Below are 18539 nucleotides of genomic sequence, written 5' to 3'. Positions count from 1 at the left end.
ATCAAAAAAGAATAAAACTCAGTCTTGGGGGACTCAGCCCGGTAGAATACCGGACTGAGTATCAAAAAGCCGGTTAACTGAAACTGTCCAGGTTTTGGGGTTCAGTTCAATTCACGCCGCATCCGGCATCAACAAAGCGCACGTTGTTATCCGGTTATCAAGCCAAAGCGCCGTAGCTGGCGGCAATGAAAGCGAGCGAGGAATATCACCGTCGTTAATGCGCCAAGCAGCGCGCAGAACATATCGGATTGCGTGTCCCATTGGTCGCCCTGGGTGCCGAGAAAATCATCCGCTCCCTGGCCCATTGCCAGCGCTGCCCACCACTCGATTAACTCATACATCGCGCTTATCGCCAGCGCCACGCAGCAGACCAGAAACGCCACCATCTTACGTCCGCGAACGTACATCCCGCGAACGAGAATTTCTCGCGCCACCAGTGCAGGCACCAGCCCCTGGAAAAAATGCCCCAGCTTGTCATACGGATTACGGCTCAACCCCAGCCATTCCTGCACCTCAAAACCAACGGGGACTTTCGCGTAGGTGTATTGCCCGCCGACCATCAGGATGATGGCGTGAAAGAAAATGAGCGTATAGAGCAGCGGCGTTAACGGATAACGTTTAGCGGTGGTAAGCAGTAGCGGCACGACAATAATCACCGGTGTCACTTCCATCAGCCAGGTGAGTTTGTCATTGGCCGAAATGCCGGTATAAATCAGGATTAACGTTAGCGCCAGTGCGCCGGTGTTAAGAATTAACGGCTTGAGTGTGCGGGTCATGGTGAGTTCGCAAGTCAGGGAAAATACTGACTATTGACCAGTAAGCGTGAAATTACAATCGCAAAAGAGGTGGCCCAGGGGGATCACCTGGCAGCATGCTGCCAGGCGCTGGGCCGAAGAGGTTACTTAGTGCAGTTCGCGCACTGTTTGTTGACGATCTGCTGGAAGAAGTCGTTACCTTTATCATCGACCAGGATAAACGCCGGGAAATCTTCTACTTCGATTTTCCAGATAGCTTCCATACCCAGCTCCGGATAAGCGACGCATTCCAGATGCTTGATGCTCTGCTGCGCCAGTACCGCCGCCGGACCGCCGATACTACCGAGGTAGAAGCCGCCGTGTTTATGGCACGCGTCAGTAACCTGCTGACTGCGGTTACCTTTCGCCAGCATGATCATGCTGCCGCCGTGGGATTGCAGCAGATCCACGTAGGAGTCCATACGACCTGCGGTGGTTGGGCCAAGTGAACCTGATGGATAACCGGCAGGCGTTTTCGCCGGACCCGCGTAGTAGATCGGGTGATCTTTGATGTACTGCGGCAGTTCTTTACCAGCGTCAATCAGCTCTTTCAGCTTGGCGTGTGCAATATCGCGACCCACGATAATGGTGCCGGTGAGCGACAAGCGGGTGGATACCGGGTATTGCGAAAGCTGGGCGAGGATCTCTTTCATCGGGCGGTTAAGGTCGACTTTCACCGCTTCGCCTTCACCGGCCTGACGCAGTTCTTGTGGAATGTACTGGCCTGGATTGTGTTCCAGTTTTTCGATCCAGATACCTTCGCGGTTGATTTTCGCTTTAATGTTACGGTCAGCGGAGCAGGAGACGCCCATGCCTACCGGGCAGGATGCGCCGTGACGTGGCAGACGGATAACGCGAATGTCGTGCGCGAAGTATTTACCGCCAAACTGCGCGCCAAGACCGAGTTTCTGGGCCTCTTCCAGCAGTTCCTGTTCCAGCTGGATATCGCGGAACGCCTGACCATGTTCGTTCCCTTCCGTCGGCAGTTCATCGTAATAGTGAGCGCTTGCTAACTTGACGGTTTTCAGGTTGGTTTCCGCAGACGTACCGCCAATCACAAACGCGATATGGTACGGCGGGCAGGCTGCAGTACCGAGGGTACGCATTTTCTCGACGAGGAAGTTTTTCAGTTTGCCGGGCGTCAGCAGGGCTTTGGTTTCCTGGTAGAGATACGTTTTGTTGGCAGAGCCGCCGCCTTTAGCGACACAGAGGAATTTGTACTCATCGCCATCTACCGCGTACAGGTCGATTTGCGCAGGCAGGTTCGTGCCGGTGTTGACCTCTTTATACATGTCCAGCGGCGCGTTCTGTGAATAGCGCAGGTTATCTTCGATATAGGTGTTATAGACGCCTTTCGACAGCGCTTCTTCATCACCGCCACCGGTCCACACGCGCTGACCTTTTTTACCGACGATGATCGCGGTGCCGGTATCCTGGCAGGTCGGCAGCACGCCTTTGGCGGCGATTTCGGAGTTTCTTAAGAATTGCAGCGCCACGTACTTGTCGTTTTCGCTGGCTTCTGGATCGTGAAGAATAGCCGCAACCTGTTTCTGGTGTGCCGGGCGGAGCATGAAAGAAGCATCGTGAAAGGCTTGCTGCGCCAGCAGGGTCAGGGCTTCTGGTTCCACTTTCAGGATGGTTTCGCCGTCGAAGTCGGCAACGCTAACGTAATCGGAAGTGAGTAGATAGTATTCGGTATTGTCTTTCCCCATCGGGAAAGGTGCCTGGTAGATAAAGGGTTTGTTTGACATAGCTTCCAGCCTGTAACTCTGTATTTGTTATTCGAAAATGGCGTGCCGCATAGTCACGGGCGGCACGCAAAGTGCATTTATAAGAACCCGTACATCGCGGCGAAGATCCAGCCGAAGACGCACGATACGCTCACACCAATCAACCCCGGCAGAATAAAGCTGTGGTTGATGACGAAGCGACCGATGTGGGTGGTGCCGGAACGGTCAAACTGAATCGCTGCCAGATCGCTCGGATAAGTCGGCAGGATGTAATAACCGTAGCAAGCCGGTGCTGAAGCCACGATGTATGCCGGATCAACGCCGATCGCCAGCGCGACCGGAACAATCGCCGCCAGCGCCGCAGCCTGAGAGTTTACAAACTTGGAAACCAGCAGCAGAACAATGGCATAGGCCCACGGATACTCTTTCACCATTTCACCCAGTACGCCCTGAATTTCAGACATATGCGCACCGAACATGGTTTCAGCCATCCATGCGATACCGTACACCGCCACGATGGCGATCATACCGGAACGGAAGACTTCGTTTTTTGAGATAGACGCGGGATTGGTTTTGGTCAGGATAATAATCAGCGCCCCGGTCAGCAGCATAAACATCTGAATAACCAGTACCATCGACAGCGGTTTGCCGCCGAAGGATGGACGCAGGTCCGAATCAGCACCAAGAAGGGCGACTACAGCGATTGCCCCGAGGAAGATCCACATTGCCAGCCAGTTGCTTTTCGGCAGTTTTTTATCCAGCAGCGTCGCGGTATCACCGTAAACATACTCACGGTTTTCCGGTACGGAGATGAATTTCTGGAACTCTTCGTCTTTATCCAGATCTTTACCGCGGAACCAGCTGAAGATACCGATCGCCAGGATACCGATTAACGTCGATGGAATGGTGATTGCCAGCAGGTCGAGGAACTCAAGATGGCGACCATCAAAGGTGACATTACCCAGCATCGCAACCAGAGATACGACCGCAACCGACACCGGACTGGCGATAATCCCCATCTGTGCACCAATAGAACTTGCCGCCATCGGACGTTCCGGACGGATGTTGTTCTTAATAGCAACGTCGTAGATGATCGGCAGAATGGTGTAAACCACATGACCCGTACCGCAAAGAATGGTCAGCGTACAGGTCACAAACGGCGCGACAATTGAGACATATTTCGGGTTGCGGCGCAGCAGCTTCTCGGCAATTTGCAGCATGACATCAAGACCGCCCGAAGCTTGCAAGGTCGCCGATGCTGCCACCACCGCAATGATAACCAGCATGACATCAACCGGTGGTTTACCTGGCTGAAGGTGGAAGACGAAGACCAGAATGACCAGACCGATACCGCCTAATAAACCCAGCGCGATACCCCCCTTTCTGGCACCATAAAACAGACATATCAGTATTATGATAAGTTGGATAGTAAATAACATGTGTGAACCCTCGCGATAATCCTATTTAAATTTTTGCTGAATAGATCACAGTCACGTTCTGTTTTGTATGAACTGTTTTCAGAGCCTGACTAAATATCCGTTTGGTCGTTACCGGCTTTAGCAAATACCTCACAGTGAATATTGGCTGATTAAAGCAGCGGCAAATTTATGCACTGTGATAAGCGGCTTTTTCAGAGAGAAAAACTCTCTGGCGATGGGTTTATAGTTTGTACTGCGCAGATGTTAATGTTTTGTTTGCTGTTATCTTATTGATATTTATCGGTCTGTTTTTTGTTCTCAGGGCAGGTATCATTAGGTTTATAGATTAATCTGATCTACCCATTTGTGGGTAAAAATACACATAATGTGGGTGACATAATAGTTAATTAACTTTTGTTAGCGTTTTGAAATTAAAAACACCGTTCATCTGAAGAGATATTAATTTTTAACGATGATGGAGGGATAATTATATTTGATCTGGCACAAGTTTTACTGATGAACGATGTAACTTGTGCCAGGGATATTTTGCATTACAGTAATAATTATTACTTACAGATAACCAGCGATCCGTTATTGGCAATATTGTTTCAGTAGTGAGTAGTGTTCTGCCTGAATACGGTAACGGTAAACCGGACGCCCCGTGACGCCATAATGGATACTGGTGAACAAGATGTGGCAGTTGACCAGCCAGATGAGGTATTTACGGCAGGAAACACGCGAAATGTTAACCTCGTTAGCCAGCTCGTCGGTTGAAAACTCATAGTCCTGATGCGCGTCAATCCACTGGCACAGCGTGCGTAACGTCTGCGGCGTTAAGCCTTTTGGCAAGCGACGAGGATCCTGCTCGTTGGAGCTGCTGCCGTGGATTAGCTGATCAAGCTCGGCCTGGTCATAATACTGATGTTTTTCCAGCGCCATTTTCTTTTGCCGCCAGCCGGTGAGCGCCTCTTCAAAGCGGGAAGCCTGGAAGGGTTTGATCAGGTAATCCACAACACCGTAATGCAGCGAATCTTTAATGGTTGCTGCATCGGCAGCGGAGGAGATGACAATCACATCACTTTTGCAACGCGCGTTATGCAGGACAGGCAGTAAATCGAGCCCGTTCTCTTTTTGCATATAGATATCTAGCAATATCAGGTCGATAGGCGTGTCGCTGTTGAAAATAATCTCTTTGGCTTTCTCCAGCGTCGAAGCCGTTCCACAGCATTGAAAGCCCGGGATTTGTGCCACGTATCGGCGATTCAGCTCCGCGACCATTGCGTCGTCATCGATAATTAATACATTGATCATCTGTTCGACCTCTCCCCGTCCCAGGGTATCTGGACAAAAAATTGTGTGAAAATCCCGGGTTCCGATTCCACGGCGATGCTGCCGCCGAGATTTTCTACCTGTTGTTTAACAAGTGCTAAACCGACGCCTCGCTCGCTTCCTTTTGTCGAGACACCTTTGTCAAAAATGTGATCGATTTTGTCGGGTGCGATCCCCGGTCCATCATCGTTAACTTCACAGTGCAGCCAGCCGTGACGGTAGTGCAATGTTACGCTAATTTCGCCACCGGGTTCCGGTCCTAATGCCTCCAGCGCGTTTTCTATCAGATTTCCCAGCGCGGTAATCAGCGTCGCGACCTGGTCTTCACTGCCGCTGTCTGGCAACTGGCTTTCACTGTTTAAAATCAGCGTATGGCCTAAATCGGTCGCGCGGTTAATCTTACTGATTAAAAAACCAGCGATAACCGGAGATTTGATCTTACCCAGCAGAGAGCCAATCTCTTCTTGATAGTTATTGGCTGTTTTGAGAATGTAATCTTCCAACTGCTTATAACTCTTCAGATGCAATAATCCGAGAATCACGTGCAATTTATTCATAAATTCGTGGGATCGTTCACGAAGTGCGTCAGCATAGTTGACCAGACCATCGAGTCGCTGCATCAGTTTACGTACTTCAGTTTTGTCCCTGAAGGTTGAAATGGCACCGATGATAACGCCATTACTGCGCACCGGAACGGTGTTGATCAGTAATAGTCGGTCCTTAATCGTAATCTCTTCGTCGCGGCGTGGGGTTCCGTCGCGTAACACTTCCGAGACATCTACCACCTGTGACCACGAGTGGCTTAGCGTCGACAGCTTCTCATCGTCCTGCGACTTACGGTAATTCAGCAATTCTTGTGCGGCATCGTTGATCAGCGTGACTTCACCGCGATCGTCCACGGCAACGACGCCTTCTTTGATGGACTGCAACATAGCCTGGCGTTGCTCAAACAGCGTGGAGATTTCGTAGGGTTCCAGGCCGAAAAGGATTTTTTTCAGTACCTTAACCAGAATGCAGGTGCCAATCAGCCCGACCAGCATGCCAAATAATACCGACCAGATAATGCTCCAGCGACTGTCATTGATCTGTTGGGTCACGCGACTTAACTCAAGGCCGATCGCCACCACGCCAATTTGTTTATGATTTTCATCGTAGATGGGGGTAAATACGCGTAAAGCCTGCGCCAGAAAACCGCGATTGATAGCGACATTTTCTTCGCCATTCAGCGCTTTAAGGATGTCATCACCTTTAAATGGCTGACCAATACGCTGGGCTTCAGGATGCGAGTAGCGGAGACTTTGCATATCGGTAACGACAATAAACAGCAGATCGTTGCGTTTGCGCACGGCTTCCGCGATGGCCTGGATTCCACTCTCCTGCGGTTTTTTCTGCAAGCCCTGACGGATTTCCGGCGAGTCGGCGAGGGTACGCGCTACTGCCAGTGCCTTGTTAGCTAGCCCGTCTCGCGTCATATCACTGATTTGCGAGAAGTAAATCAGATGCACCACCAATAGCACCGAGAACAGTACCGCGCTGACCATTAAGATCACAGTGGTACTCAATTTCATCGGACGTTTGCGTAATATGCGGTAGGGCAATGAATGTCTCATCAGCTTCCTTGTGTGACAAATTTCTTAAGCATTATCTCTGATGAGGCGGGTAATTCAAAGGGAGTAAGAATGATTGGCTATATAGGGGAAGAGACTCTGGCAACGGAAACTGCCAGTGCTGTATGAAGATTCCGGGGCTATGCTTATAGTGAAAACCATACTGATGAGAGAGGGAAGGTCATGGATCAGGCGCTACTGGACGGGGGTTATCGCTGTTATACCGGCGAAAATATCGATGTCTATTTTAACACTGCGATATGTCAGCATTCTGGCAATTGCGTACGTGGCAACGGCAAGTTATTTAATCTCAAACGTAAGCCGTGGATCATGCCGGATGAAGTCGACGTCGTCACTGTGGTTAAAGTGATTGATACGTGCCCGAGCGGCGCGCTGAAATACCGTCATAAATAAGCGAGGGTAAAATGGAAATACGCGAAGGCCACAATAAATTTTACATTAATGACGAACAGGGCAAGCAAATCGCTGAAATTGTCTTTGTGCCGACCGGAGAGAATTTAGCGATTATCGAACATACCGATGTCGATGAAAGCCTGAAAGGACAAGGGATTGGTAAACAGCTGGTTGCGAAAGTCGTGGAAAAAATGCGTCGGGAAAAACGAAAAATTATCCCACTATGCCCATTTGCGAAACACGAATTTGATAAAACACGGGAGTATGATGATATTCGCAGTTGATGGGAGAGTACAGAGTCACGATATTTTTCATGCTCTCCGCGGTGTGATGCAGGAGAGCATCTGAAGGGTAGGGGATGCACAAAGAATGGTCAGAGAGAGCGTTTTTTTGTCCCAAGTCATCCCCTTTACTGAGCAAAAAAAAAAGAATATCTCCTATATGAAAATCATCGATCGGGGTTAATAAGTTTTGCGTCCCCAGAGCGTTCAATATTGATAGGAGTCATATTATGGAAGGTAAAAACAAGTTCAATACTTATGTTGTTTCTTTTGATTATCCATCATCTTATTCCTCAGTGTTCTTAAGGTTAAGATCATTGATGTATGATATGAATTTCTCCTCTATCGTGGCTGATGAATATGGGATACCACGACAATTGAATGAAAATTCCTTCGCAATAACGACATCGTTAGCCGCAAGTGAAATCGAAGATTTAATCAGGCTTAAATGCTTAGACTTACCGGATATTGATTTTGACCTCAACATTATGACCGTTGATGACTATTTCCGTCAGTTTTACAAGTAGCCAGGAAGGATAAGAAGAACATAAAAAATGGCACTATTCTCTAAAATATTAATTTTTTATGTGATTGGTGTGAACATATCCTTTGTCATTATCTGGTTTATCTCACATGAGAAAACACATATTCGTTTACTTAGCGCATTCCTGGTCGGAATAACCTGGCCAATGAGTTTACCTGTGGCATTACTTTTTTCTCTCTTTTAGGAGTTGTAGTTGAGTGGACCCGCTGGTTATCTTGAAACGAAGCGTCTCTCCTCAAAACTGGATTTGCGGAACGACGAACGAAGCAGTCGCCTGACTGCTTCGTTCATTTAAGTGAAATTTATTTCTGTGGGCGCATCGCCGGGAAGAGAATAACGTCGCGAATAGTATGGCTGTTAGTAAACAGCATAATCATTCGGTCGATACCAATACCCAGACCAGCGGTTGGCGGCAGACCATATTCCAGCGCAGTCACGTAATCTTCGTCATAGAACATGGCTTCGTCGTCACCTGCAGCTTTAGCGTTAACCTGTTCCTGGAAACGTTCAGCCTGATCTTCTGCGTCGTTTAATTCGCTAAAACCATTACCAATTTCACGACCACCGATGAAGAATTCAAAACGGTCGGTGATTTCCGGGTTAACATCATTACGGCGCGCCAGCGGGGACACTTCTGCCGGATATTCCGTAATAAAGGTTGGCTGAATCAGATGTGCTTCTGCCACTTCATCAAAGATCTCCGTAACAATACGTCCCAGTCCCCAGCTTTTCTCTACCGTAATACCGATAGATTCAGCTAATGCTTTAGCAGCATCAAAATTATCCAGATCCGCCATATCGGTTTCTGGACGATATTTTTTGATTGCTTCGCGCATGGTGAGTTTTTCAAACGGTTTGCCGAAATCAAACACATGCTCGCCATAAGTGACTTTAGTGGTACCCAGTACCTCTTGTGCCAGGGTGCGGAACAGTGACTCCGTCAGTTCAATCAAATCATGGTAATCCGCATATGCCATGTAGAGTTCCATCATTGTGAACTCAGGATTATGGCGAACAGAAATACCTTCATTACGGAAGTTACGGTTGATTTCGAATACCCGTTCAAAACCGCCTACAACCAGACGTTTCAGATACAGCTCCGGCGCGATACGCAGGTACATATCTAAATCCAGAGCGTTATGATGGGTAATAAACGGGCGAGCAGATGCCCCACCTGGAATTACCTGCATCATCGGGGTTTCTACTTCCATAAAGCCGCGCGCGACCATGAACTGACGGATAGCGGCCAGAATTTTTGAACGGACAACAAACGTTTGACGGGATTTATCGTTAGCGATGAGGTCCAGATAACGTTGACGATAACGGACTTCCTGATCCTGTAAGCCATGGAATTTATCCGGCAATGGACGCAGTGCCTTAGTCAGCAGGCGTAACTCAGTACAGTGAATGGAAAGCTCACCCGTTTGCGTCTTAAACAGCGTACCGCGGGCACCGATAATGTCGCCGAGGTCCCATTTTTTAAACTGATCGTTATAAACACCTTCTGGCAGGCTATCTCTTGCAACGTACAGTTGAATACGGCCACCGACATCCTGCAACGTTACAAAGGAGGCTTTCCCCATAATACGACGGGTCATCATTCGGCCAGCAACCGAGACTTCAATGTTTAAGGATTCCAGTTCCTGGTTATCCTTCGCATCAAACTCTTCGTGCAACTGGTCAGAGGTATGGTCGCGGCGAAAATCATTGGGAAACGCCACACCTTGCTGACGTAGTGCCGCCAGTTTTTCGCGGCGATTTCTCAGTTCATCGTTAAAATCAATAGCCTCATTGGCTCCCCGTGTTTCTCGTTCAGACATTTTGGTTCCTCTAAATCCAGCTTTCAATTTAGCGTAGATAAAGAGACAGATCGGTACACTGTATTATCTGCCTCGACTATTAATAACTCAGTTTATCTTATCGAAACTAACGCTTACCTCAAGTTGATATCACTAATAAATAACCATAAAAATGGTTTAAATGACTTATTAATCTCGATTTGCTAGTGTGATAAACTGAAAGTTAATTTATTCATAACCAATTGTTTTTACGACAGTTAATCGTTGCTCTCCTGTATCATATTCGTCGGCGTGCTAAACAGAAAACGGGTAGCAAAGGCCAATACCACGATGATCGCGACACAAGCCAACGTCCACTCTCCCATCTGAGAAAAGAATCGCTGGTAAGCGGCAATTGCCATACCGCTAATTTGCGACTCTGTCGTCTGCTGTGCCACGACGCCTGCCAGCCAGTTGGCGACCGCGCCTGTTGCCAGCATATAAATACCGGTTAATACGCCAGACATTTTCAGACGCGTGATTTGCGCAATCGCCACCGGGTCAATAAAGAGTTCAGCAAAGCCCATTAGCGCCAGCCCGGATATCATCACGCCCATTGGCGCTTGACCGCTAGCCGCTGCATGTCGGGCATCAAATGCCAGCAACATAAAGCCACAAGCCATCAGCAGTAAGCCAAAAGCAAACTTCAGCCAGACGCGCAATGCTGAATTGCCGCGGCTTTCTGGCGACGCCAGCCAGGCCAGAACAACCCCAGCGAGCATCACCGCAATCGCATTCACCGACTGGAATAGTGCTGTAGGTACTTCAATATTGAATGCCTGACGATTCACAAAGCGATCGATAAACAAGCTGATGGTACTGCCGCCCTGTTGTGCCAGTACCCAGAACAACGTCCCGACAAACATCAACAATACAATTTGCCAAAGAGCACGGCGGTGTTCGGGGAATTTGATCATCATGCGGGCAATGATTTGTGCGGCAATGAGGCAAACGATCGCCAGCAAATATCCGGACCAGTCGTTCTCCAGCAGCAGGGTAAAAAATACTGGGGCTAAACAGAGCATCACCACTAACCAGCTCCATACTGGTAAGGCAAATTTCACGCTAGTGAGCGCTTTCTTATCCATACTACGCGTGGACTGGAAATGACGATGACCACTTAAGAAAATCAACAAACCGATAAACATGCCGCCTCCCGCAAGGGCAAAGCCAACATGCCATCCATACCACTGAGCAGCCAGGCCGCAGGCGATGGGGGCTGCGATAGAACCGATATTGCCCGCAGCATACAGCAGCGAAAAACCGCCATCACGTCGATGATCGTTCTCGTCGTAGAGCTCGCCAAGCAAACAGCTGATGTTTGATTTGAATAAACCGTAGCCACAAATAATGATTGCCAGCGCCAGATACAGGCTAAAGGTTGAATTTGTATCAATGCCCAGCACCACATGGCCAAGGGTCATTAACAGCGCGCCGGCAATCACTGCAGTGCGGTTGCCGAGCAGGCGGTCGGCAAGCCAGCCGCCGAGAATAGGGGTAACGTAAACCAGAGAAGCATATGCGCTGAACAGGCTGATGGCATGGTTATCATCAAAACCAAGCTGATGGGTGAGATAGAGAATGAGTAAGGCACGCATGCCGTAAAAACTGAAGTACTCCCAGATTTGGATCGCCACGATATAGTATATCGCGCGCGGCTGTGAGGGTGTTTTCATGTGTTCTCCTTATGAGCAAAAAAGGGAAGTGGCAAGCCACTTCCCTTGTACGAGCTAATTATTTTTTGCTTTCTTCTTTCAATACCTTAACGGTATAGCGGCCATCAGCCTGACGGTATGCACCGTGAATATCGGTTTCAAAGCCCGGATAGTGAGCGCCGATTTCACACAGCATCTGCAGGAACTCCAGAACCGGACGGCTTTCTTCGGTGATCATTTCACCCGGCATTACCAGAGGAACTCCCGGCGGATACGGAAGGATCATATTGGCGTTAATACGACCGACCATTTCGTCGAGGTAAACTTCTTCGGTCATACCGTGCAGCTCTTTCTGGAATGCAGCATACGGAGTCATTACCATCGTCGGCAGCACTTCAAATGCGCGATACATCAGATCCGGCAGATTGTGGTGAACAATCAGTTTGTGGATATTCTGAGCCAGTTCCTGAATACGCATGTTTTCATAGAATTCAGGATCTTCACGATACAGAGACGGCAGCATGTTTTTCACACGCAGGTTCAGGTCGAACGCACGTTTGAAGTCAGTCAGAGCACGCAGCAGGCTCAGTGCTTTGGTCTTATCGATACCGATGCTGAACAGGAACAGCAGGTTATACGGACCGGTTTTCTCAACAACGATGCCATGTTCGTCGAGGTATTTCGCCACGATGCTGGCCGGAATACCGAAGTCGCTCATGGTGCCGTCTTTTTCCATCCCCGGAGTCAGCAGGGTGACTTTGATCGGGTCAAGATACATGTGCTCGTTATCGATGTTTTTGAAGCCGTGCCAGGTGCTGTCAGAACGCAGCGGCCAGCATTCAGTGGTATCGATATGATCCGGCTGCCATACATCAAAGAACCAGCCATCAGATTCCGTTCTCAGACGTTTGATCTCTTTACGGAATTTGATCGCACGTTCAATGGAACCGTTGATCAGACGTTTACCTGCATTGCCTTTCATCATCGCCGCTGCGGTTTCAGTGGACGCCACGATACCGTAGTGCGGAGAGGTGGTGGTGTGCATCATGTAGGCTTCGTTAAAGGTTTCTTCGTTTACGTCACCTTTAACGTGGATCATGGAAGCCTGAGAGAACGCCGCCAGCAGTTTGTGAGTAGACTGGGTTTCGTAAATCACTTTCCCTTCTACACGGCCACCGCTCATACCGCATTTACCTTCGTAAATCGGTGAGAAGTTGGTGTAAGGCACCCACGCGGAGTCAAAGTGGATGGATTTTACATCCAGTGTTTTCTTGATGAAGTCGGTGTTGTACAGCAGACCATCATAGGTAGAGTTGGTAATTACGGCATGTACCGGCCAGGTCGCGTTTGGTGTTTCTTTCACGCGCTTAGCAATGGTAGCGTGCTGGAATTCACTCTGTGGGATACCACCAAGAATACCGTAAGCGTTACGGGTCGGGCGGAAATAGATTGGCGTAACATCGCTCATCATCATCAGGTGGGTCAGCGATTTGTGGCAGTTACGGTCAATCAGAATGGTGCTGCCTGCCGGAGCAGAGTACATACCAACAATTTTGTTCGCAGTGGAAGTACCGTTGGTCACCATGTAGCTGCGGTCTGCGTTAAATACGCGAGCGATATACTGTTCTGCTTCTTTGTGTGGACCACTGTGATCCAGCAGAGAACCCAGTTCAGATACTGAAATGGAAATATCAGATTTCATGGTGTTCGGACCAAAGAAATCATAGAACAGGCTACCTACCGGGCTTTTCTGGAATGCAGTACCGCCCATATGACCAGGAGTACAGAAAGTATATTTACCTTCACGAACATATTTAAACAGTGCTTTGGTCAGCGGAGGCAGAATAGTGTTGATATATTCGTCAGTGGTCTGCTTGATCTTGTTAGCAATATCATCAGCAGCACCCAGCGCATATTCAAAGAAGCTAATCTGTAAACGCAGGTCATTCAGGCTTACATCGAGAGTGGAATACGTATTAGCGAACGCGTACAACGGCAGGTTCTCGTTCATTTTGCTAATTTCTTCGCACAGCTCGAGATTATATTTATCCCAGTCAAAAATAACGCCGCACAGACGCGCATTGTTTTCGATCAGTTTTAATAAGTCGTCACGGTCGTTCGGGTAAACAATCTGGAAGTTCAGACGTTCAAGCGCGCGATGAAGTTCACGGATGGGTTCTTCTTTAAAATAAACCCCCATGTGATTCAATATTGCAATAACGTTCATAGTCATATCTCCAGGTAAAAAAGGCCCCTCCCAACACATGGGACAAAATGAAAGGAGGAGCCTCGGAAAATACTTTTAATTAATGTGCGTTAGACGCTGTGTGGTTATCCATTGAGTGGCTCTGGCGCTCGTGCATTTTGCGAGCGTAGAACATCAGGATAATCAGGCTGACGATGAAGGTACCTGCCAGCTCGAAGGAGCTTGCGCCCATCAGCGCGATGAAGCAGAACACGCAACCCAGTACAGAACAGATCAGGCTGACAAAGTTGCGGATGTTAACGCCTTCAAAACGAATCAGGTCAACGCAAGAGTAGAAGTACGGCAGCATAGTCAGCAGTACTGCGATACCGGTCAGTTCACCGAACAGGTCAGATGCTTTACCACCGGCAGAGTTCATCAGAGTGATGAGGATCATCAGGGCAGTCATTTTCACTGCAGCCAGCAGCAGACCTTTTTTCGGAATACCGTTGCTGTCGACTTCACCATAAACTTTCGGGAAGTTACCGTCGTTAGCGGCACGTACACCTGCCTGGCCTACCAACATCATCCAGGAGCCCAGAGAAGTCAGGCACGCAAAGGCGGTGAATGCAGAAACCAGCGGCGCAGCCCAGTTACCGAGGATAGTTGAAGCACTGATTGCAAACGGAGCACCGGAAGCTGCCATTACAGAAGACGGATACATACCGGAAAGCACCTGAGTCGCAGCGATATAAACAATACCTGCTAAACCAGTACCCAGCATGGTTGCCAGCGGAACGGTACGTTTCGGGTTTTTAACCATACCAGTACTTACAGCTGCGGATTCAACACCCACGAAGGCCCACAGGCAGAGCAGAATACTTTTAATGATCGCATGACCATCGGTGGTATCCGCAGTATTCCAGTTAGCAGCATAAGTCGCAGCATCAAACCAATGCCAGCCAACAATAGCTGTCATTACCACAGGAATAAGAACCAGCACCAGACCAATAGTGGTTAAACGGCTTACCCAGGTACCGCCGAGCATATTTACAAAGGTAAATACCCAGACGATAGCAATACAGGCGATACCCGCCGGAACAGGATCATTTAATACTGGGAAGAAGGTGGAAAGATAAGATACAGCGGTAATACCAATCGCCAGGTTACCAATCCAGTTAGCATGGTAATAAAGAACACCTGTCTGAAAACCAAATGCAGGGGAAATTTCTCCGGCATAAGCAATTGGGCCACCTTGTTGCGGGTTTTTTGTTGCCAGTCGGGCATATACATACGCCAGCGACATTGCACCAATAATAGAGATAATCCAACCCCAGATAGCAATACCACCGATACTTGCTAGGTTCGCAGGTAATAATGCAATACCGCTCCCCATCATATTACCGGCAACAACACCGGTACAGGCAAATAGCCCGATCTTCTTGGCAGAACTCATGCTCTTCTCCTAATTTCATTTTTGAATTTGGAGTCCGGGTCATGATGTATAACTATTTCCTGACCAGACCAAACTGGCGCTAAGAATACTCACGAAAAAAGGATTAGTCCTAAAGATTAGGTGAAATAACACAAAAGTTTCTGTAAGTGAGAACTTGAGGTTTTTTATTAACACATCAGGATCGCAAGTTGATATCATGAAAAGATAAACATTCAATGTTTACAATGGATTGCGGGACATTTTCTGGTTAAATTTATGTAATAAAAATTATGCGGCAAATAAATTACCGCAACATATTATACCAACAGAAACATACAAAAACTCAACAATAAATATTCCCGAGTATGAATCAACCTGGGAGTCACTTATTCTGAAGCGAGAAATTTGTCGAGATAAGGTACAACATAAGGAACAGAAGTCTGGAATATACCATTTTCAATCCAGTAAAGGGTGTTTGCCCCTGGGCGTAAATTAAAGGCGGTGAGATATGCATCAGCTGCTTCCCGGTTCATCCCCTTCATTTCATAAACCTTGCCAAGCAACACATAATTTAGCCAGGACATTTCAAGATCAATGCCAGTATTTATCGCCTGGTAAGACTCATCTGTTTTACCTTTTACCAGAGCACTGACCGCTTTTATTTGATATATAATGGACAGGTTATTCAATTCCGGCAGTGTAACAATGTTATCTATTTCTGTATTCAGTGCTGCTAATTGTTTTTCATCTAAAGGATGTTGAGAATGGCGCACGATATCAACTAATGCTTTTTCTGCTCTCGCGTAGGTAAATTCTGGGGATGATTGAACAATCTCACCTAATAATTCACTGGCACGATTCAATGATTTATCATCGCCATGCAGTAAATAATCATGAGCCTGATAAAAATTAGTTAATAACGCACCACGATGCGGCAAAATTTGCTGGAGCGTCTCCTGCATTCGTTGTGGCCACGGTTGGTTTAACGCTTTTGATAAACTCTCCAGTAAATCATTTTGAATCGCCAGCTGATTACCGTTAGTGATGACATAACGTTTATCCAGCATGGTTGAACCATCTGCATTGTCTACCAATTTTACCGACATAAAGCATTGTTGAGCACGGTATTGGCGCTGATTAACAAACGCAATAGATAATGTTTTACCGGAACTGCTCGGTTCATCAATGTTGTAGTTGATTTTGTCATGCACCATAAAGGTAGAGAAGGTGTTAAGTGATGTCGCCACCAAATCACCCACGCCTATCGCGTAAGAGAGCTGATACGGAGAACTCCAGCTGTTACAACTCTTATTAACCATATTAATGTCAATATCGCGTGGATTGAGCAAAATGCGCGATTTACTCATAGGAAGACGTGTTTCAAGACTTGAAAACGCTACCAGTGCTACACAGATACCTAACGACAACAGGAAAAAAAACCATACCCAAAAGGTAGTGAATCGTTTGCTTTTAACTGGGGATTGTTCAGGTGGCGCTGTGGTGTTTTGAATGTTAAGACTGTGGGAGGGAGAATCTGTGGCAGGAACCGCCTCTGGTATAGGGGGAGGCGAAGATAGCATTATTTCCTCTCCCTCTTCTTCGCTGTACCAGATAACCGGCACCATTAATTTATAGCCGCGCTTTGGTACAGTAGCGATATAGACAGGACTATCTTCATCATTATCTTTTAATGACTTACGTAGTTCTGAGATACTCTGCGTCACAACGTGATTGGTGACAATACTTCTCTTCCAGACATTATCGATAAGTTCATCCCTGCTAAGTACTTCGCCACTGTGTTGAGCAAAGAAAACCAGAAGATCGATTAATCTCGGCTCAAGGGTAAGTTGACGCCCATTGCGGCTAATTTGGTTTATGGACGGAGTAACAAGCCATTCGCCAACGCGAACTACAGGTTGTTGCATAATAGAAACTCATTCGAAAAGGGAATGATGCAATGATAATTGCCATAACCTATTTTTTCCATCTATAGATGGGTTTATTTACATATTATTGGTGAATGCAAGACGTTATTTTTACCCGCCATAAACTTCTTGATTACATAGTATTACGAAAGGATTTTACTGAGAACCAGAAGTAATATTCCTTATCATCAAAATTCATCATCTTTGCCAAAGAAAAATGTTCAGAAAATAATCCATGAAAAATTGTCCGGAGCGCTTACTATTTTAATGGATTGTTAGTCTTTGCATGAGCAAGTGGACCGATACATTTCTCTTTGTTCTCATTCAGAAAATCTTATCAGTCGGCGTTCAGACCGATGTTGTGCTTTATGGATGCGTTACGCTCCTGATGACGTCATTTGACGTTCAACAGCATCACGGGGCCGCACGACATTTCACGTCAGTCAGTGCTATAGCTCAGAAACAAATTTTCCCGAATTGGGATATGCCCGCAAATTGCTGGTGATGTGGGGAGAATCTGGTTGAGTTCGGTAGAATTGATTTGGAGGCAGAACGCTTAAATCGTGGCGTCCTGAAACGAAAAACGGACCTCCGTGGAGGTCCGTTTATATGAATTTGGTGCCCGGACTCGGAATCGAACCAAGGACACGGGGATTTTCAATCCCCTGCTCTACCGACTGAGCTATCCGGGCAACGGGGCGCATTAAACCGTAATCTGCACATCTCGTCAACCTAATTTCAGTAAAAGCGATTCAACTGCTTAAGATTGCGGCAAATCGCTTCTTTTCTGTGTTTCTGTCAGGTCAGTGCACCACCCTGACGGCAGCGGGCGAAGCGCAGGATATCTTCCGCCAGCCGATGTGCGGTGTCGACATCCGCCTGGCTACGATTCACCAGCATTCGGCTTAAACAGCCTTCCAGCACCAGTTCCATCTGCTTTGCTACCATCGCCGGATCGTCAACTTCCAGCGTGGTTAACAGTTCGTGGGTGAAATCGTAGGCCGCGCTTTTTTGCTGATCGGCCAGTTGATGAATAGGGTGGCCAGGATCGGGATAAAACGTACAGGCAGCGATAAACAGACAGCCCGGATAGCGGTTGTTTTTAACGCACTCCGATAACGCCTGATAACGTGCCAGCAACTTTTGTTCGGCGGTTTGCGTTTCGTCCAGCATCAGCTGACGACGCCAGACATCTATCTGTTGGCTAAGATAACGCAGCGCATCGTAGAGGATTGCCTCTTTGTCTGGCCAGAAGCGGCGTAGCTCGTCCAGTGGATAATCCACACGTTCAGCAACCATCTCCAGCGTGGTGTTGGCAATCCCTTGTAATTCTAATAATTTCAGGGCTTCTCCCAGTACATCTTCACGTTGCACGCTATTTTCC

15 protein-coding genes, 1 tRNA gene and 1 pseudogene are annotated in these 18539 nt (G+C 47.7%); 4 read left to right on the top strand and 13 right to left on the bottom strand.

From position 1 onward, the window contains the following. Positions 1 to 146: 146 nt before the first annotated feature. The 5 genes from ACJHX7_RS16575 to ACJHX7_RS16555 all read right to left on the bottom strand — a co-directional run bounded on the left by ACJHX7_RS16575 (position 147) and on the right by ACJHX7_RS16555 (position 6881). Entirely contained in the window at positions 147 to 776 is a 630-nt protein-coding gene (locus ACJHX7_RS16575; RefSeq protein ID WP_094030450.1) for a DUF2238 domain-containing protein, read from the bottom strand. Between the two features lie 122 nt (positions 777 to 898). Further along, positions 899 to 2545 carry a class I fumarate hydratase gene (gene fumB, locus ACJHX7_RS16570; RefSeq protein WP_000066701.1) on the bottom strand — a complete coding sequence of 549 codons (1647 nt, stop codon included), beginning with the start codon at positions 2543 to 2545 and terminating at the stop codon, positions 899 to 901. A gap of 77 nt (positions 2546 to 2622) precedes the next feature. Next, on the bottom strand, positions 2623 to 3963 hold the full coding sequence (gene dcuB / locus ACJHX7_RS16565) for an anaerobic C4-dicarboxylate transporter DcuB (RefSeq protein ID WP_000899522.1): 1341 nt from the start codon (positions 3961 to 3963) through the stop codon (positions 2623 to 2625). Positions 3964 to 4533: 570 nt separating this feature from the next. Continuing rightward, entirely contained in the window at positions 4534 to 5253 is a 720-nt protein-coding gene (gene dcuR, locus ACJHX7_RS16560) for a two-component system response regulator DcuR (RefSeq protein ID WP_000611288.1), read from the bottom strand. Beyond that, a complete protein-coding gene (locus tag ACJHX7_RS16555; protein WP_094030451.1) occupies positions 5250 to 6881 on the bottom strand; it encodes a sensor histidine kinase in 1632 nt (543 codons plus the stop codon). Before ACJHX7_RS16555 ends, dcuR begins: the two co-directional genes overlap by 4 nt. A gap of 180 nt (positions 6882 to 7061) precedes the next feature. Here ACJHX7_RS16555 and yjdI point away from each other — a divergent pair, with 180 nt between their 5' ends. From yjdI to ghoT, 4 genes are all read left to right on the top strand, one after another. Next, positions 7062 to 7292 (top strand): 4Fe-4S mono-cluster protein YjdI, encoded by a 231-nt coding sequence (yjdI, locus tag ACJHX7_RS16550; RefSeq protein WP_094030452.1) that lies wholly within the window; start codon positions 7062 to 7064, stop codon positions 7290 to 7292. 11 nt (positions 7293 to 7303) lie between these two features. After that, positions 7304 to 7576: a GNAT family N-acetyltransferase gene (locus tag ACJHX7_RS16545; RefSeq protein WP_000405647.1), complete on the top strand. Its 273-nt coding sequence runs from the start codon at positions 7304 to 7306 to the stop codon at positions 7574 to 7576. Between the two features lie 227 nt (positions 7577 to 7803). Then, positions 7804 to 8100 carry a type V toxin-antitoxin system endoribonuclease antitoxin GhoS gene (gene ghoS, locus ACJHX7_RS16540; RefSeq protein ID WP_000398619.1) on the top strand — a complete coding sequence of 99 codons (297 nt, stop codon included), beginning with the start codon at positions 7804 to 7806 and terminating at the stop codon, positions 8098 to 8100. Between the two features lie 27 nt (positions 8101 to 8127). After that, a complete protein-coding gene (ghoT, locus tag ACJHX7_RS16535) occupies positions 8128 to 8301 on the top strand; it encodes a type V toxin-antitoxin system toxin GhoT (protein ID WP_001173343.1) in 174 nt (57 codons plus the stop codon). Between the two features lie 118 nt (positions 8302 to 8419). Here ghoT and lysS read toward each other — a convergent pair whose 3' ends face one another. From lysS to ACJHX7_RS16495, 8 genes and pseudogenes are all read right to left on the bottom strand, one after another. Then, positions 8420 to 9937, bottom strand: coding sequence for a lysine--tRNA ligase (gene lysS / locus ACJHX7_RS16530; protein ID WP_000003806.1), 1518 nt, complete (start codon positions 9935 to 9937; stop codon positions 8420 to 8422). Positions 9938 to 10173: 236 nt separating this feature from the next. Beyond that, positions 10174 to 11631, bottom strand: a complete 1458-nt coding sequence (dtpC, locus tag ACJHX7_RS16525) for a dipeptide/tripeptide permease DtpC (protein WP_094030453.1) — start codon at positions 11629 to 11631, stop codon at positions 10174 to 10176. A gap of 58 nt (positions 11632 to 11689) precedes the next feature. Then, a complete protein-coding gene (gene cadA / locus ACJHX7_RS16520; protein ID WP_001296667.1) occupies positions 11690 to 13837 on the bottom strand; it encodes a lysine decarboxylase CadA in 2148 nt (715 codons plus the stop codon). 79 nt (positions 13838 to 13916) lie between these two features. Then, positions 13917 to 15251, bottom strand: coding sequence for a cadaverine/lysine antiporter (gene cadB / locus ACJHX7_RS16515; protein WP_000092909.1), 1335 nt, complete (start codon positions 15249 to 15251; stop codon positions 13917 to 13919). 365 nt (positions 15252 to 15616) lie between these two features. Continuing rightward, a complete protein-coding gene (gene cadC / locus ACJHX7_RS16510) occupies positions 15617 to 17155 on the bottom strand; it encodes a lysine decarboxylation/transport transcriptional activator CadC (RefSeq protein WP_094030454.1) in 1539 nt (512 codons plus the stop codon). A gap of 259 nt (positions 17156 to 17414) precedes the next feature. Then, positions 17415 to 17574 (bottom strand): annotated as a pseudogene (locus ACJHX7_RS16505) (integrase); the annotation flags it as partial. A gap of 197 nt (positions 17575 to 17771) precedes the next feature. Continuing rightward, a tRNA-Phe gene (locus ACJHX7_RS16500) sits at positions 17772 to 17847 on the bottom strand. Between the two features lie 106 nt (positions 17848 to 17953). Further along, positions 17954 to 18529 carry a transcriptional regulator gene (locus tag ACJHX7_RS16495; RefSeq protein WP_001188520.1) on the bottom strand — a complete coding sequence of 192 codons (576 nt, stop codon included), beginning with the start codon at positions 18527 to 18529 and terminating at the stop codon, positions 17954 to 17956. Positions 18530 to 18539: the final 10 nt, after the last annotated feature.

Source organism: Escherichia sp. WS1451 (assembly GCF_046487365.1).
GTDB classification, from domain to species: domain Bacteria; phylum Pseudomonadota; class Gammaproteobacteria; order Enterobacterales; family Enterobacteriaceae; genus Escherichia; species Escherichia coli.
The sequence above is the reverse complement of the archived record's forward strand: the minus strand, read 5'-3'. Positions and strand labels throughout refer to the sequence as shown.